The sequence below is a fragment of the Cognatilysobacter xinjiangensis genome (assembly GCF_014651995.1).
Taxonomy (GTDB): Bacteria; Pseudomonadota; Gammaproteobacteria; order Xanthomonadales; family Xanthomonadaceae; genus Cognatilysobacter; species Cognatilysobacter xinjiangensis.
This window is the reverse complement of the sequence record NZ_BMXY01000002.1, coordinates 415,394-431,860: the sequence shown is the minus strand read 5'-3', so window position 1 is coordinate 431,860 and position 16,467 is coordinate 415,394. Positions and strand designations below refer to the sequence as shown.

15 protein-coding genes and 1 tRNA gene are annotated in these 16,467 nt (G+C 71.6%); 4 read left to right on the top strand and 12 right to left on the bottom strand.

The features are described 5' to 3' along the window. Positions 1-97: 97 nt before the first annotated feature. From rocF to birA, 7 genes are all read right to left on the bottom strand, one after another. The gene (gene rocF / locus IE066_RS10610; RefSeq protein WP_189449623.1) at positions 98-1,021 is read right to left on the bottom strand and encodes an arginase; all 924 of its coding nucleotides are present in this window, start codon (positions 1,019-1,021) and stop codon (positions 98-100) included. Positions 1,022-1,108: 87 nt separating this feature from the next. Next, positions 1,109-1,360, bottom strand: a complete 252-nt coding sequence (locus IE066_RS10605) for a hypothetical protein (RefSeq protein WP_189449621.1) — start codon at positions 1,358-1,360, stop codon at positions 1,109-1,111. 67 nt (positions 1,361-1,427) lie between these two features. Continuing rightward, positions 1,428-4,631 carry a bifunctional diguanylate cyclase/phosphodiesterase gene (locus tag IE066_RS10600; RefSeq protein WP_189449619.1) on the bottom strand — a complete coding sequence of 1,068 codons (3,204 nt, stop codon included), beginning with the start codon at positions 4,629-4,631 and terminating at the stop codon, positions 1,428-1,430. A gap of 138 nt (positions 4,632-4,769) precedes the next feature. Continuing rightward, a tRNA-Thr gene (locus tag IE066_RS10595) sits at positions 4,770-4,845 on the bottom strand. Beyond that, the gene (locus tag IE066_RS10590) at positions 4,836-5,504 is read right to left on the bottom strand and encodes a hypothetical protein (RefSeq protein WP_189449617.1); all 669 of its coding nucleotides are present in this window, start codon (positions 5,502-5,504) and stop codon (positions 4,836-4,838) included. The genes IE066_RS10595 and IE066_RS10590 overlap by 10 nt, the downstream gene beginning before the upstream one ends. Positions 5,505-5,562: 58 nt before the next feature. Further along, positions 5,563-6,288: a type III pantothenate kinase gene (locus tag IE066_RS10585; protein ID WP_189449616.1), complete on the bottom strand. Its 726-nt coding sequence runs from the start codon at positions 6,286-6,288 to the stop codon at positions 5,563-5,565. Next, entirely contained in the window at positions 6,285-7,298 is a 1,014-nt protein-coding gene (gene birA / locus IE066_RS10580) for a bifunctional biotin--[acetyl-CoA-carboxylase] ligase/biotin operon repressor BirA (protein WP_189449614.1), read from the bottom strand. The genes IE066_RS10585 and birA overlap by 4 nt, the downstream gene beginning before the upstream one ends. A 121-nt stretch (positions 7,299-7,419) precedes the next feature. On the opposite strand from birA, the gene IE066_RS14955 reads away from it, so the two are divergent. Together IE066_RS14955 and IE066_RS10575 are read left to right on the top strand one after the other, a co-directional pair. Beyond that, on the top strand, positions 7,420-7,689 hold the full coding sequence (locus tag IE066_RS14955) for a hypothetical protein (RefSeq protein ID WP_308427443.1): 270 nt from the start codon (positions 7,420-7,422) through the stop codon (positions 7,687-7,689). 6 nt (positions 7,690-7,695) lie between these two features. After that, positions 7,696-8,457: a M90 family metallopeptidase gene (locus tag IE066_RS10575; RefSeq protein WP_308427442.1), complete on the top strand. Its 762-nt coding sequence runs from the start codon at positions 7,696-7,698 to the stop codon at positions 8,455-8,457. A gap of 1 nt (position 8,458) precedes the next feature. Here IE066_RS10575 and IE066_RS10570 read toward each other — a convergent pair whose 3' ends face one another. From IE066_RS10570 to IE066_RS10550, 5 genes are read right to left on the bottom strand one after another with little or no spacing between them, the layout of a single operon-like run. Continuing rightward, the gene (locus tag IE066_RS10570; RefSeq protein WP_189449612.1) at positions 8,459-9,592 is read right to left on the bottom strand and encodes an AI-2E family transporter; all 1,134 of its coding nucleotides are present in this window, start codon (positions 9,590-9,592) and stop codon (positions 8,459-8,461) included. Between the two features lie 7 nt (positions 9,593-9,599). Continuing rightward, complete coding sequence (locus IE066_RS10565) at positions 9,600-9,956, bottom strand: hypothetical protein (RefSeq protein ID WP_189449610.1); 357 nt, start codon at positions 9,954-9,956, stop codon at positions 9,600-9,602. Positions 9,957-9,958: 2 nt separating this feature from the next. Beyond that, positions 9,959-10,537, bottom strand: coding sequence for a phage holin family protein (locus IE066_RS10560; protein WP_189449608.1), 579 nt, complete (start codon positions 10,535-10,537; stop codon positions 9,959-9,961). Positions 10,538-10,544: 7 nt separating this feature from the next. Further along, entirely contained in the window at positions 10,545-10,943 is a 399-nt protein-coding gene (locus tag IE066_RS10555; protein ID WP_189449606.1) for a hypothetical protein, read from the bottom strand. Positions 10,944-10,976: 33 nt separating this feature from the next. Next, positions 10,977-12,407: a trypsin-like peptidase domain-containing protein gene (locus tag IE066_RS10550; RefSeq protein WP_189449605.1), complete on the bottom strand. Its 1,431-nt coding sequence runs from the start codon at positions 12,405-12,407 to the stop codon at positions 10,977-10,979. A gap of 465 nt (positions 12,408-12,872) precedes the next feature. Here IE066_RS10550 and IE066_RS10545 point away from each other — a divergent pair, with 465 nt between their 5' ends. Beyond that, positions 12,873-15,032, top strand: coding sequence for an adenosylcobalamin-dependent ribonucleoside-diphosphate reductase (locus IE066_RS10545; protein WP_189449604.1), 2,160 nt, complete (start codon positions 12,873-12,875; stop codon positions 15,030-15,032). A 211-nt stretch (positions 15,033-15,243) separates the two neighbouring features. Then, positions 15,244-16,416, top strand: coding sequence for a hypothetical protein (locus IE066_RS10540; RefSeq protein WP_189449603.1), 1,173 nt, complete (start codon positions 15,244-15,246; stop codon positions 16,414-16,416). Positions 16,417-16,467: the final 51 nt, after the last annotated feature.

Genomic DNA, 16,467 nt, shown 5'->3' with positions numbered 1-16,467 from the left:
GCGGCGTTCATTCCCGCGGCGAGGCGTTGCACTCGCGGCGGCATCTTCACGATCGACGCCGCATTCCCCATTCCGATGTCGCTAAAGCCGCGGCCGCTCAGTCGCGCAGCAGCGTCGATTTGCCGAACAGGCTTTCCACCAGGTCGACCGCGAGGATCGCGGTGCGGTTGTGGTCGTCGATCAGCGGATTGAGCTCCATGATGTCCAGCGAGCCGAGGCGGCCGGTATCGCAGAGCATCTCCATCACCAGCGAGGCCTCGCGGTAGGTCGGGCCGCCGAGCACCGTGGTGCCCACGCCGGGCGCGATCGACGGATCGAGGAAGTCGACGTCGAAGCTCACGTGCAGGTGCGTGTCCTCGTCGAGGCCGTCGAGCGCTTCCTCCACCGCCGCGCGCATGCCGACCTCGTCGATGTAGCGCATGTCGTAGACGTCGATGCCGTACTGCTTGAGCAGGCGGCGCTCGCCCTCGTCCACCGACCGAATGCCGATCTGGCGGATGTCCTCGGGGCGCACCGCGGGCGACACGCCGGAGAGATGCGTGAGCGGCTCGGGGCCGAGGCCGCACAGGCAGGCCACGGGCATGCCGTGGATGTTGCCGGACGGCGTGACTTCGCTCGTGTTGAAGTCGGCATGCGCATCGAGCCAGACCACGCGCAGCTTCTTGCCGGCCTCGCGGCACCAGCGCGCGACGCCGGTGATCGAACCAAGCCCGAGGCAGTGGTCGCCGCCGAGCAGGATCGGCATGCGGCCGTCGCGGAGCTCGCCGTAGACGGCCTCCATCACCAGGCGGTTCCACTCGGTGACTTCGGTGATGTGGCGATAGCCGTCGACGGCATCGAGCCAAGGATTGCGCGGGCCTTCGAGGTTGCCGCGGTCGAGCACCTGCAGGCCACGGGCCATCAGGGCCTCGCCGAGGCCGGCGATGCGCAGGGCTTCCGGCCCGAGGCGCGCGCCGCGGTGGCCGGCGCCGACATCGGTCGGCGCCCCGATGAGGGTGACGGGGGAGTAGTGACGGGACATGGCGCGTCTCCGCGACCGGGCGCCGCGACAACCCCGCCCCAGCAGGCCCGGCCGGTCGGTCGATTGTATCGACCGGCCGGCGCGGACTCAGGTGGGCTCGCCGTTCGGCGTGCCCTGGTCATCGCTGCGCACGTCGGCGGCGGGGGGCGTGCTGCGTGCGCCCTCCAGCCAGGCCTCGCCCTCGCTGCCGGCGGCGAGGTCGTCGTCCTCGCGGCCTTCCAGCGCCTGTCGGTCCGCGATCCTGCTGTCGACGCGATCGGCACCGCGGGTAGCCGGGTCGAGATCGCCCTGGCCTTCGATGCCGCTCACGGGTGCGCCGCCGGGGAAGTTGCGTGCCATGTCGTGCTCCTGGTGTTTCGGGACACGGCAGCCTCGCGCGCGCGGCGTGAGGCGCGGGGCAAGGGCGTCAGCTCTTCATCGTGCGAAGCAGCCGCTCCATCTCCGACGCCGGCAGCGGCCGTCCGAGCAGGTAGCCCTGCATCTCGTGGCAGCCGAGCTCGAGCAGCGCGGTGGCCTGCTCCTCGGTCTCCACGCCCTCGCCGACCACGCGGTAGTCCAGCGCCTGCGCCATGCCGAGGATGGCCTGCACCACCGCGCGTTGGCCGGTGGCATGCGGCAGGCCGTGCACGAACGAGCGGTCGATCTTGATCGCATCGAAGCGGTGCCGCGTGAGGTAGCCGAGGCTCGAATAACCGGTGCCGAAATCGTCCACCGACACGCGCACGCCGAGCCGACGGATGCCCTCGATCAGCTGCGTGGCCCGTTCGCTGTGGCCGAGCATCTGGCTTTCGGTCAGCTCGACCTCCAGCAGCCACGGCGCGAGCCCGGTGTCCGACAGCGCACGCGCGATGCCGCCGACGATGCGCTCGGGGTCGAAGCGCGCGAGCGAGAGGTTCACCGCCACCGGCACCGACGGCAGGCCGGCGTCGATCCACGCGCGGTTCTGCCGGCAGGCCTCGCGCAGCACCCATTCGTCGATGGCGAGCACCAGCCCGGTTTCCTCGGCGACGGGAATGAAGTCCGACGGCGGCACCACGTGGCCGTCGGCATGGCGCCAGCGCACCAGGGCCTCCATGCCGGAAAGCTCGCGCCCGGGCAGGCGCATCTTGGGCTGGTAGACGAGGAACAGGCCGCCGTCGGCCACCGCCGCGCGCAGTTCGCCTTCCAGCCGCAGGCGCTGGTCGGCGCGTTCGCTCATCACCGCGGTGAAGTAGCTGTAGCGCGCGCGGCCGGACTGCTTGGCGTGGTAGAGCGCGGTATCGGCCTGCTTGGTGAGCATGCGCATGTCCTGCCCGTCCTCGGGGAACAGCGCGATGCCCACGCTGGCCGACACGTGCAGCACGCGGTCCTCGATCTCCAGCGGCGCCTCGATCGCGGCGATCAGCGCTTCCGCGATGCGCGCGGCATCGCTCGGGCCCGACAGCCGCGTGAGCAGCAGCACGAACTCGTCGCCGCCCTGCCGGCTCACGGTGTCGTCCTCCGACACCACGCCCGCGAGCCGCTGCGCGATCTCCTGCAGCACGCGATCGCCCACCGGATGGCCCAGGGAGTCGTTGATGGTCTTGAAGTGGTCGAGGTCGACGAACAGCACCGCGCCGCGCGCGCCGTGGCCGACCTGGTGCAGCGCCTGCGACAGGCGGTCCTGCAGCAGCACGCGGTTGGGCAGGCCGGTGAGGTAGTCGTGCTGCGCGAGGTGCGACATGCGCTCGGCCATCGCGCGCACCTCGCTGACGTCGCGCAGTACCGTCACGCCGCCTACCACGCGGCCCTTGCCGTCGGTGATCGGCGAGTGCGCGTATTCCACGTGCAGCTCGCTGCCGTCGTGGCGATGCAGCAGCGCGGCACCGGCGCGCGCGCCGCTGGCCGTGGCATCGGCGTGATGCAGGCGCACCACCTCGGCGAGCGGCCGGCCGAGTGCCGCGCCGCAGGGCAGGCCGGTCATCGCTTCGGCGACCGGGTTGAGCGAGGTTACGCGCCGCGTCGTATCGCAGGTGATCACCGCGTCGCCGATCGAATCCAGCGTGACCTGCGCACGCTCGCGCTCCTCCTGCAGCGCCTGCTCGGTGCGGCGGCGCGCGGACACGTCGCGGATCGATGCGACGAGCTGCGTTTCCTCGCCGGCGTTCAGCTCGCTCAGCAGCACCTCGACAGGGCAGCGCGAGCCGCCCGACTGCACCGCATCGAACTCGAGCACCTCGCCCTGCGCGTGTTCGCGACGCGCGTCGAGATAGTCGCGCAGCGCCGGGCCGTCCATGCGTTCGATGCCCTCGATGAAGCGTGCGATCGGCTGGCCCAGCAGCGCTTCGCGCGCCAGCCCGAACAGGCGTTCGGCCTGGTGGTTCACCAGCAGGATGCGGCGCGAGTCGGGGTCCAGCAGCACCACCGCATCGGGCGCGGCCTCGATCATCAGCCGGAAACGGCGCTCGGCCTGGTAGCGCCAGGTGATGTCGTGCGCCATCAGGATGAAGCCGCCGGACTGCGGCAGCGGCTCGTAGAACACGTCGAGCCGGCGCTCGTCGAGCTGGAACTCGAAACGCTGCGGCTGGCCCTCCAGCGCGCGCTGCATGAAGGGCAGCAGCCGTTGCGCGGCGTCCTCGCCCAGCACCTCGGCGGGCGTGCGCCCGATTACCGCGTCCGCCGCCAGCCCCAGCCAGGTGAAGTACTTGTGGTTGACGAAGCGGTAGCGCAGGTCCGGCCCGAACTCGGCGACGAAGGCCGGCAGGTTGTCGGCGATCACCTGCAGGCGCTCGGCGACCTCGGCCGATTCACGTCGATCGCGATCGCGATCGCGCGTCAGCACCGCGACGACCAACGGCCCGAGCGCGACCAGGCAGGCCAGGAACCACGTATGGCGCAGTCCGACGTCGGCGATGCCCTGCGCCGGCGGAAGCAGGCCGTTGTGCTGCAGCGCCGTGAGCGTCACCACCGTCGCGACCACCAGCGCATTGCAGGCGGCGGTCGCCAGTACGCCACTTCGCAGCGCGACCAGCAGCAACGGCAACGGCAGCAGCGCATACGGATGGCGCAGCTGGGTGATGCCGACCACGGCGACCGCCGTCGCGACGAGCGCGCCGGCCGCGAACTCCGCGCCGTGCCGTCCGCGCAGCAATGCCTGTGCGCCGCGCGGCGTATAGGCCCAAGCCAGCGGCAGCACCACGAACATGCCGAACGCGTCGGCGAGGAACCAGCGCAGGACGATGTCGCCACGTCCCATCGCGCCGGGAATCGTCGCGCCGATGGCCGCGCTGACGGCCGGCGCGATCACCACCGCGACCACCAGGCCGGCGAGCATGCGGCGCACGTCGGGCGCATCGTCGCCGCGCAGGTGCAGTCGCCCGAACACCACGCAGACGATCGCCACCTCGACGACGTTGGCCACGCCCGACAGCAACGCGCCGGACAGCGTGCCCCGACCGATCGATGCCAGCAGCGTGCCGAGGAAGACCGCGCCCAGAAGCGGCGCGAGCGGCGCGCGCGGGTGGCGGATCGCATGCCCGACGATCAAGGCGTTGGCGATCCAGACCGACGCCGAGCCGTTGCTCAGCTCCGCCAGCCCCAGCGTCGCCAGCGCGGACGCGACGAACATGCCGGTCCAGACGAGCAGCTGCACGCACTGTTCGCGCGCGCCGGTGCCTGCCCGTCCGCCGATGCGTGTCGCTCCGAACATCCCATCCCCACCGTGGGCCGTCGGGCCACAGTACCGCAGCGCGCGGGACGCGATGAAGGGGTGGAAGACGCGGGCGGGCCGTGGTGCCGGCTGTCGGAATCGAACCGACGACCTACTGATTACAAATCAGTTGCTCTACCGACTGAGCTAAGCCGGCCCGGGGATAGTGTAGCGCCCGTCCCGCGGCACGCCGGCGCAGTCGATGGGTGCGCCGGTGAGGCCCAGCGTCGCCGAGCGCGGCTCGAAGGCGGGCGTGGCGGCCACGTCCAGCCATTGCACGACGCGACCGCCCACCGGCTCGGCGCGCGCGGGAAAGCCCGCCTGCGCGAGGCGCGCGGCACGCTCGCGCGCGGCGGCTTCGCTGCGGTAGCGCCCGAGCGCGATCGCATTCGGATCGTCACCGGTTTCGGGCAGCACGAGGTAGTCGCTGAAGCCCGCGGCGCCGATACGCGCGGCGGTGGCGGTCGCGGTGGCACGATCGGGCTGCGGCAGCATCACGCGCCAGGCGCGCGGCGTGCCGGCGACCTGCTCGGCAGTGGCGGTCCACGCGACCTGCGCGACGATCGCGCGCCGCGCCGCATCGAACGCGGCGGGATTGCCGAACGGGCCGTAGCGGTAGCAGCGCAGCCCATCGCCGGGCAGCACGGGCGCGGGCGCGGCTGCCGCACCACGCGGCGCATCGGCGAGCTGCAACAGGGGCACGTCGGCCGGCATCGCGGGTGCATCCACCGCCGCCGCGGGCACGTGCGTCGCCCACCACGCGGCCACGCCCGCGTTGAGCACCAGCAACAGCACCAGCGAGGCCCGCATCAACATGCGTCGATTCTAGCCAGCACCTGCGACGCGGCGTGCGCGTGCCGCGTGATCGCGGTCACTACGCGGTCGCCCAGCGCGCGAGGCCGTCGAGCACCAGCGACGGGCGATGCACGGCGCCGGGGAGGCGTTCGAGCAGTGGCCCCGCGCCGCCGCCATGCACGAGCAGTCGCGGCGATGCGCCGAGCAGCGTCGTCGCCGACGCCTGCGCCTCGTGCAGCAGTGCGAGCGACGCGCCGAGGCAGCCGGACGCGAGCGCGTCGGCGGTGTCGGTCGCCCAGTCGTTCCAGACGCCGCCGTCGACCGGCAACTGCGGCGCGCGCGCGTGCAGCGCCTCGCGCATGAGCCGCGGCGAAGGCGCGATGCGGCCGCCGCGATGCAGGCCGTCGGCGTCGACGAGATCCAGCGTGAGCGCGGTGCCGACGCCGCAGACGAGCAGCGCCTCGCGTCCGCGCGCACGCGCGCCGAGCATCGCGAGGAAGCGGTCGACGCCGAGCCGCGTCGGCTGCGCGTAGGCGATGCGCAGGTCGAGGAACGCGGCCTGCGTGCGTGCGAGTTCGATCCGCCGGCAGCGCCGCGTCAGCGCGTCGAGCAGCGCCACGCGCAGGGTTTCGCCGGCGACGCTCGACACGTAGGCGACGTCGAAATCCGGCGGCAGCACCGCATCGAGTGCCGCGGCGAGTTCGCCCTCCCCGTGCGCCAGCGCGTGCACTTCGCCCGGCGCGCCACCCACCAGCGGTGCGCACTTGAGTCGCGTATTGCCGAGATCGAACAACCAGGCGTTCATGCGGCGGTCCTCAGGCTGACTTCGCCCGCATGCACGGTGCGCTCGCCATCGGCGGTGCGCACGCGCAGTGCGCCGTCGTCGGCGAGGCCGAGCACCTGCGCAGTCTCGGTGCGGTCGTGCAGATGCAAGGTGACATCGCGGCCGTGCAGCACGTCCACCGCGCTCCAGCGCAGCGCGAAAGGCGCGAAGCCATCGCGGTCGAAGGCATCCAGCGCGGGCAGCAGGTTCGCGAGCAGCGTCGCCGCCAGCGTGCTGCGCGTGGGCGTGTCGCCCAGTCGCGACAGGTCGGTCCAGGGCTGGTCGATCGAGGCGGCGGTCGAGGCGGGCAGCCGTACGTTGAGGCCGATGCCGACCACGGCGCGCACCGGCCCCGCGTGCTCGCCGCCGCCCTCGACCAGCAGGCCGCCGAGCTTGCGAAGCCCGCCATCGGCCTCGATCACCACGTCGTTGGGCCACTTCAGCCCGACCGCATCGAAGCCCGACGCGCGCAGCGCTTCCGCGACCGCGATGCCGGCGACCAGGCTGAGCCCGCCCAGCCGCGCGAGGCCGCCGTCGAAGCTGCGCGACACCGAGAGCAGCAGGCTCGCGCCCAGTGGCGACTGCCAGCTGCGCCCGCGCCGGCCGCGCCCGCCGGTCTGGCGTTCCGCGAACAGCACGCGCGCGCCCTGCGCCGGGGCCGGCTCGCGCAGCAGCGCGGTATTGGTGGATTCGATCGACCAGGCCACGTCGAGCTGCGCCAGCCGTGCGGCGACGGCCGGCGGCAGCGCGGCGCGGATCGCCGCGGAGTCCAGCAGGTCCAGCGGCATCGCCAGCCGATAGCCCTTGCCGGCGGCGGCCTCGACGGGCACCCCCGCCTCGCGCAGCCCCTCGATGCGCTTCCAGACCGCGGCGCGTGTCAGCCCGGCGGCGCGGGCCAGGGCATCGCCGGACACCGGGCCGGCGGCGAGCGCCTGCAGCAGCGCGCGGTCGTCGATCGGGCGCCCGGGGCGGGCATCGGAAACGGAGCTCATGCGGGGATTATGAAGGCCGCCCGCGCCCGGCCCGGGAGGTGCCGACGCCCGGCGCCGTCACGCCGTCTTTTCGCGCTATGCTCGCGGGGCTCCGGGAAACCGCCCGGGACCGGGACCTGCCATGCACCGTACCTGCCTGTGCCTGCTGATGCTTCTGGCCTGCGCCGACGCCTTCGGGCGCGAGGTGCAGCTGAGCAGCGCCAACGGCGGCGGTGGCAGCGTGGCGGCGGACGTGGCGGAGACGGCGCCCGCGCCGAAGGCCGAGGCCCGCAAGGCGGCGCAGGTGCCGTCGCGCGACGCGACCCCGCGCGTGCGCCCGAGCGTGCACAGCGACGCCAATACCGATTCGCGCACGCGCTGGCACAGCTTCCTGCCCGGCATGTTCCGCTGACGCCGCTTGCTCGGCTGGCTCCGCCGCCTCGCGCGGCCTGATACCCCTGACGCTCCGCTCGATCCCGCGCTCGAGGCGCATGTCCTCGCGCATGCGCCGTGGATCGCCGCGCTCGACGAAGCCCGCCGCGCGCGCCTCTCGCGCCTCGCCGCGTGGTTCCTGCGCAACCGCACGATCACGCCGGTGGCCGACCTCGAACTCGGCGACGGCGACCGCGCCCTGCTCGCCGCGCTGTGCTGCCTGCCGGTGCTGGAGCTCGGCGTCGGCGCGCTGCGCGGCTGGTCGCAGCTGATCGTCTATCCCGACGCGTTCCGCGTGAACCGCACCCACGTCGATGCCACGGGCGTGCTGCACGAGTGGGAGGACGACCTGATCGGCGAGGCCTGGGAAGCCGGCCCGCTCATCCTGTCCTGGGCCGACGTGCAGGCCGACTGCGACGCGCCGAACGACGGTTTCTGCGTGGCCGTGCACGAGATCGCGCACAAGATCGACGCGCTCGACGGCGAGCTCGACGGCACGCCGCCATTGCCCGGCGACCGCCACGCCGCGTGGGTGCGCGATTTCCAGGCCGCGTTCGACGACCTGAGCGCGCGGCTCGACCGCGGTCGGCGCGTCGACATCGACGAGTACGCGGCCGAGGCGCCGGACGAATTCTTCGCGGTGGCGAGCGAATACCACTTCAGCGCGCCGGACGTGCTGCGCCGCGCGTATCCCGCGGTCGCCGACCACCTCACGCGGCTATACGGCCCGTCGCCGTTCGCGCGCTGACTTATTCCAGCAACCGCGCCCAGCCATCCATGCCGTCGATCCGCGAGAGCACCAGCTTCACGCAGACCAGCAGCGGCACCGCGAGCAGCAGGCCGATCATGCTCCACAGCCAGCCGAACACCATCAGCGACAGGATCAGGATCAGCGGCGACAGGCGCATGCTGCGGCCGAGCACGATCGGCGTGAGCAACTGCCCTTCCAGCGTGTGCACGAGCAGGTAGATGCCAGCGGGCGCGAGCGCCATCCAGTCCTCGAAGCGCAGGAAGCCCATCAGCAGCAGCGTCAGCATGCCGATCAGCGGGCCGACGTAGGGCGCGAAGTTCAGCAGCATCGCCATCGTGCCCCACAGCAGCGCCTCCTGCGACGGCACGCCGATGGCGTTGAGCAGCACCGCGATCACCACGCCGACCACCGCGTTGATCACGCTTATGGTGAGCACGTAGCGCGAGATCTCGCGCTCGATCGAGGTCAGGATGTCGACGGTGATCTTCTGCTGCTGCCGCGTGGGCAACAGCGCGAGCGCATGCCGTTGCAGGTTCTCGCCGTAGACCATGAAGAAGAACGTGAGCAGCACGACCGCGAGGATCGAGCTGAGCAGCTTCGGCGTGCCCATCAGCCAGCGCAGCGGGTCGTTGGTCTCGGTGCGTACCACCTGCACGCGCGTGTCACTGCCCGTGCCCGCCGCGGCGGCGCTGGCCAGGCGCTGGGCGGCCTGGTTCGCCTCGTGCACGGGGCGCACCATCTCGCGCAGCTTGGGCGCCAGCGAGCGCACGCCGCGCGGCGCCTCGCGGATCCATTCGGTGGCCGGCTGCACGAGCTGCTCGACCAGCAGCACGGTGCCGGCGAAGCCCAGCGTGATCACCAGCAGCGCACTGAGAAAGCGCGGCACGTAGATGCGCTTCAGCACGCGGATGATCGGGTTGCCGACCAGCGCGAAGAACATCGCCAGCAGCACCGGCAGGATCAGGCCCTGCGCGGCCCACAGGGTGAAGCCGGTGGCGATCACCGCGAGCACCACCACGGCGGTCGGTGCGCGCGGGCGGCCCGGGTGCGCGGTCGCGGGATCGGTCGCGGACGCCTCGACGATGCCGTCGGTGGCGGGGACGAGCGTGTGCTGCGGCGTGGTGCTGGTCATTCGATCCTCAGGCCGGGTCGACCGGCGCCACCGCCGGGGTGGCCTGTGCGGCATCGCCGACGTCGGCCGCGGCGCTTTCCACGCGCGTCGCCGCCTGCTCGGTACTCGCGCTGGCGACGAGGCCGGACAGCGCGGTGATCATCTGCATGATGGTGCCGCCCTTGGCGACGGCCTTGACCGGCTCGACGCGGCCGACGATGAAGCCGGCCACCACGCCCGCGAGCACGATGCGCCCGGGCGTCCAGCCGTCCTTCCACGACGCCTTGAGCTGGCGCCAGTCGGCGGCGACCAGACGCTCGCGCGCCTCGAGCGTGGCCTCGGCCTGCTCGACCTTCCGCATCAGTTGCTTGAACGAGGTGGCCATGGCTACGGAGGCGTGACCGGCACGCCGACGCTGTCCTTGACGGGTTCGCCCGACGCGGTCTGCAGCTTCGTGTCCTCGACCGACTTCGCCGGCGCGGCGGAGCCCGGCGGCGGGGTGAAATCGGCGAGCTCGCCGATACCCAGTCGCGCCAGCTGGCGACGCGAGGCCTTGAGCCGGGTGTGCTCGAAATAGCGCATCGCCGCCCAGGCCGAGAGCCCGCAGACCACCAGGCTCAGGGCGGAGCAGATCAGCATCGCGCTCATCCAGGTCAGGCCCGCGACGGCATAGAGGAACACCACCGCCGTGGCCATCAGCAGCAGCCAAGCGCTGGCGCCGAAGGCGATGGCGAGGCCGACGAAGGCCAGCGTGCGCCCCAGCGCGCTGCGCGCGAGCGAGATGTCGGCCGCGAGCAGGCTGCGGAAGGCCTTGGAAGCGTCGGACGCGGCGCCGAGGCTGGAGCGTCCCGCGGCCATCACCTGCCGCAGCGCTTCCTCCAGGTCGGGCGCGTTCGCGCGCGACGAACCCGGGCCTTCGGAACCCGGGCTCCCCGTGCTGCCGTTCGCGCTCCCCGCGCCGGTCACGACCGACTCAGCGGTCGCCGCCGCCGCGCGCCAGCTTCGCGATCAGCCAGCCCGCCGCGAAGGCGACGCCGAAGCTCGCCAGCGGACGCTCGCGGATCAGCTCCGCGGCGCTGTCGACGAGGTCGCGGCCCTTGTCCATCAGCGCGTCGACCTGTTCGCGCGCGGCGCCGCCCGCGGTTTCCGCCGCGGCGATGCCGGCGAGCGCGGTGTCGGCGAGGTCGGCCTTGACGTTGGCCTTGCCCACGCGCAGTTCCTCGCCCGCGGCGACGGCCGCGTTGCGCAGCGCTTCGCTGGTATCGACCGCGGCCTGCTTGAGGCTGCTGCCGGCCTCGCCGATGTTCGAGCGGAAATCGCCCGTGGTGGCGACGTCGGCGGACGACGAACCGTTGCGGTTGTTGGTGGCCATGAACGCTCTCTCCTGGGCTCGGGGGATCGCGGCTCAGCGCACGGGCAAGACGCCCTGCTGATTGCCGCGCATGATGCGGAAGATCAAATCTGCCGGTTGCTGCGTGAAGCCGGCGCGGAAGGACGCGAGATCCGAGAACGCGCCGGCATTGGACGCGAGGATCACGTCGCCGGGCTGCAGGCGATTCTGCGCCGCGCGCGAGCCGCGCGCGACCGATTCCACCAGTACGCCCGACAGCCCCGCGTTGCGCAGGCTGGCGGGCAGTTCGGCGAACGTCGCGCCGGCCAGGCGCGGATCGACGTCGGCGCCCGCGATCGAGCGCGGCTGTTCCTTGAGGCCCAGCTGCACGCGCAGCGGCTTACCGTCGCGCAGTACGTCGAGGGTCACGCGGCTGTCCAGGCTCTGCAGGCCTTCGAAGTTGCGCAGCGCGTCGCGACCGTTGATGCGTTGGCCGTTCGCCGCGGTGATGACGTCGCCCGCGCGCAGGCCCGCCTGCGCCGCCGCCGAGCCCGCGAACGCGCGCGTGACCACCGCGCCGCCGTCGGCGCTGATGCCCAGCGCGCGCGCCAGGCGCTCGTCGAGGTCCTGCGTCTCCACGCCGAAGGTGCCGCGGCGAACCACGCCCTTGTTGTTGACCAGCTGCTCGGCGATGCCGCGCGCGAGGTTGGCGGGGATCGCGAAGCCCAGGCCGATGTTGCCGGCCATCGAGCCGCGCGGATTGAAGCTCGCGGTATTGATGCCGACCAGCTCGCCGTTGATGTTGACGAGCGCGCCGCCCGAGTTGCCCGGATTGATCGACGCATCGGTCTGGATGAAGTTCTGGTAGCCCAGCCCCGGCAGGCCGCTGCGGCCCACCGCCGAGACGATGCCGCTGGTCACCGTCTGGCCGATGCCGAACGGATTGCCCACCGCCACCACGAAGTCGCCCACGCGCAGGCCGTCGGAATTGGCGAGCGCGAGCGCCTGCAGCTTGTCGGCCTTGATGCGCATCACCGCGATGTCGGTATCCGGATCGCTGCCGATGAACTCGGCGGCCAGCGTACGGCCGTCGGCGAGCGTCACGCTCACCTGGTCGGCGCCTTCGATGACGTGGTGGTTGGTGAGGATCAGCCCGCGCTGCGCGTCGACGATCACGCCCGAGCCGAGCGACTCGTTGATGCGTTCCTGGGTGAGGTCGGGGAAGAGCTGGCGGAAGAACGGATCGGCGAACGGGCTCACGCGCACGCGTTGCTTGGAATGCACGCTCACCACCGCGGGGGTGACCCGCGCGAGCATCGGCGCCAGCGACGGCATCGGCGTGCCGCCGACCGCGGCGGGCAGCGCCGCGGCCGTGGGCAGGGTGAGCGCGGTCGCCGGCGCGGCCTCGGCATCGCGGTCGAACACGTCGCGCACGGCGGTGGCGGCGAAGCCGCCGAAGGCGGCGGCCAGCGAAAGGGTGAGCAGCGTGGTGCGGGGGGAAGCCATCGCGATCCTCGGACGAAAGCGGAAACGGAACCTCGGCGGCAACGATGTCGCGCCGCAGCTGAACGGATTCAAGTGCAGCACGGACCGCGCGCTCGTGCCGCCAGTCCCGCGCCGTTCGTCGGACATGCGGCATCGCAGCATCAAGATGCCGTGAAAACGCCTCGTGAGGCACTCGAAGGGGCGCCGTCAAGGCGTTGACGACCCGGCCTCCGGTCCTTACCTTCACAAACCCGGGAGCCACTAAATCTTGTGGTTCACGACGACTCGACGGGGAATAGGTTGAGGTAGCAGGCGTCGGAGCGGAGGCTCCGGCCCATGGTCCCCAACGCCCCCGAGAGTGGTTTCACGGCCGCTTCGACGGACTGTCGCCCCGTGGAACACCACCCCTTTCCGGCCCTCGCCCCGGCGCTGGCCACCCCAATCCCCGGCCGCCTCCGCGCGGCCTCGACCGGAGATGACGCAGGAATGAGCACGGCGCGCCTGGAGGTAGTCGGTATGGCCAAGAATCCGAGCAACGGGGATATCCCGCTGCAGCCGGCCTCGCTGGACATCTGGGACAAGAAGTACCGGCTCAAGACCAAGACCGGTGCGCCGGTCGATGCCGACATCGACGCCACCTACCAGCGCGTCGCCAAGGCCCTGGCCGAGGCCGAGCCGACCGGCGAGAAGCAGAAGTACTGGAACGAGCGCTTCCTGTGGGCTCTACGCCGCGGCGCGATCCCGGCCGGCCGCATCACCTCCAACGCCGGCGCGCTCGAGCACAAGCCCGCGACGTCGACGATCAACTGCACCGTCTCCGGCACCATCGAGGACTCGATGGACGGCATCCTCGAGAAGGTGCACGAGGCGGGCCTCACGCTGAAGGCCGGCTGCGGCATCGGCTACGAGTTCTCCACGCTGCGTCCGCGCGGCGCGTTCGTCGCCGGCGCCGGCGCGTACACCTCCGGCCCGATGTCCTTCATGGATATCTACGACAAGATGTGCTTCACCGTGTCGTCGGCCGGCGGCCGCCGCGGCGCGCAGATGGGCACGTTCGACGTCAGCCATCCCGACGTGCGCGACTTCATCCGCGCCAAGCGCGAGGACGGCCGCCTGCGCCAGTTCAACCTCTCGCTCCTGATCACCGACGGCTTCATGGAAGCGGTCGAGTCCGACGGCGACTGGCCGCTGGTGTTCCCGGTGCACGTCAAGGAACAGGGCGACCTCGACCTCGACAACGAGGAGCAGGTGGTCTGGCGCGAGTGGCCGACGCACCGCAACTACGTCACGCGCGACGACGGGCTGGTGGCCTGCAAGATCTACGGCCACATCCGCGCGCGGCACCTGTGGGACATGATCATGGTCTCGACGTACGACTACGCCGAGCCGGGCTTCATCCTCATCGACCGCGTCAACGAGATGAACAACAACTGGTGGTGCGAGACCATTCGCGCCACCAACCCCTGCGGCGAGCAGCCCCTGCCGCCGTACGGCGCCTGCCTGCTGGGCTCGGTGAACCTCACCAAGTTCGTGCGCAACGCGTTCACCGACCAGGCCACGTTCGACTGGGACGAGTACCGCGAAGTCGTGCGCGTGTTCACCCGCATGCTCGACAACGTGGTCGAGGTGAACGGCCTGCCGCTGGAGCAGCAGCGCAACGAGATCATGCGCAAGCGCCGCCACGGCATGGGCTTCCTCGGCCTCGGCAGCACGGTGACCATGCTGCGCATGAAGTACGGCTCGAAGGAGTCGTGCGAGTTCACCGAGCAGATCGCCCGCGAGATGGCGGTGGCCGGCTGGGAGATGGGCCTGGAGCTCGCCCGCGAGAAGGGCCCGGCGCCGATCATGGACGAGGAGTTCACCGTCACCGCCGAGATGCTGCGCAAGCGTCCGGAGATGAAGAAGGACGGCTGGAAGGTCGGCGCCAAGATCACCGGCAAGGTGCTGCACGCCCGGTACTCGCGCTACATGCAGCGCGTGGCCGACGTGGCGCCGGAGCTGGTGAAGGAACTGGCCGAGGTCGGCAGCCGCTTCACCCACCACAGCTCGATCGCGCCCACCGGCACGATCTCGCTGAGCCTCGCCAACAACGCCTCCAACGGCATCGAGCCGAGCTTCGCCCACCACTACTCGCGCAACGTGATCCGCGAAGGCAAGAAGTCGAAGGAAAAGGTGGACGTCTACAGCTTCGAGCTGCTGGCCTACCGCGAGCTGGTCAACCCGGACGCGATGCCGTTCTCGGACGACCCGGCCGCCGCCCTGCCCGACTACTTCATCGCCGCCGACGACATCACGCCGAAGGAGCACGTCGACGTGCAGGCCGCGGCGCAGAAGTGGGTGGACAGCTCGATCTCCAAGACCGCGAACGTCCCGACCGACTACCCGTACGAGGACTTCAAGGACATCTACACCTACGCCCACAAGCAGGGCCTCAAGGGCTGCACCACGTTCCGCTTCAACCCGGCCGCCTTCCAGGGCGTGCTGGTCAAGGAGAAGGACCTGGAGAACACCACCTACCGCTTCGAGCTGGAAGACGGCCAGGTGGTCGAGGTCAAGGGCAACGAGGAGGTCGAGTACGACGGCGAGATGCATACCGCCGCCAACCTCTTCGATGCGCTGAAGGAAGGCTATTACGGCAAGTTCTGATCGACCGCCGACGCGCGGGCAACGCACCCGGCGCGCGGCACCCGCGATGCGTTCCGACACCGCGTCAGCAACGCATCCGTCCCGTCAAAAACCCCGATGAAGTAAGCGTGGTTTTCACACGCTGTTGTGCGCAGCGGCTGTATAGCAGAGCGCGATAACGACACCCGTTATCCCGATTTGAAAAACAGTGCCCCTAAGGAGGGCTTTCCAAATGAGCAATGGAAACGGAAGTGGCAACGGCGTGACCTCGACGCTCTCCAATGCGGCGGGCACCGTGGCGGAAACCGCGAGCAACATCGGCAGCGCCATCGCCGGCACCGCCAGCACCGTGGTCGAGAAGGTCGTCGACACCGCGAGCAGCGCGGGCGACGCGGTCGGCCGCGTGGTGCAGAACGCGAAGAAGTCGCTGACGCGCACCAGCACCGCCGCGCGCAAGGAAGCCCGCTCGTCGGGCGCCCGCAAGTCCACCGCGTCGCGTAGCCGCGCGACGCGTACGGGCAGCGCCGGCAAGTCGGCCGGCGGCCGCAAGAGCGCGACGAAGAAGGCGGCGGGCTCGCGCTCGGCCGGCACCGGCACGTCCACCGGCGGCCGCAAGACCGCCAGCAAGAAGGCGGCGGGCTCGCGCTCGACGTCGGCCACCAAGTCGGCCGGCGCGCGCAAGAGCGCCACCAGCAAGAAGACCGCGACGAAGAAGGCCGCGGGCGGTCGCAAGTCGACCACGCGCGTGGCGGCCGGCAAGAAGGCCGCGACGACGCGCAAGGTCAACGCCGCGAAGAAGGCGGTGAAGAAGTCCGCCACGCGCGCCACCAAGGCCGTGCGCGAGACGGCCGCCAGCGCACGCCGCTCGGCCGCCGCCCGCAAGGGTGCGCAGACCCGCGCCACCGGCGCGCGCAAGGCAGCCGCCAAGAAGGGCGCCACGCGCAAGACCGCGGCGAAGAAGGGCGGCGCGCGCAAGACGGCGGCCTCCAAGACCGGCGCCACGCGCAAGACGGCCGCCAAGAAGGGCGGCGCGCGCAAGGCCGCGTCGAAGAAGTCGGCCGGCGGTCGCACGGCGGCGGCGAAGAAGTCGACGCGCTCGGCGGCCAAGAAGGCCTCGGGCCGCGGCGGCAGCTCGAGCGGCCGCGGCGGTTCGACGGGCCGCGGCTCGGCGGCCAAGAAGGGCGGCCGCACCGCCACCGCGAAGAAGGCGTCGGGCCGTTCGGCCGGCGCGTCCTCGCGCGGCGCGGCGGCGAAGAAGGGCGGCGCGCGCAAGAGCGCGGGCAGCCGTTCGGCCGCGTCCACCCGCAGCACCGGCACCGCCTCGCGCGGCGCCACGGCGCGCGGCTCGCTGGCCGGTCGCGGCCTGAACGGCCGCAGCCGCGGCGACAGCCGCGCCAGCCTGTAACGCAGCAACCGGTGCCGGCGGCCCGCCGCCGGCACCTTCCGATTCCACGAC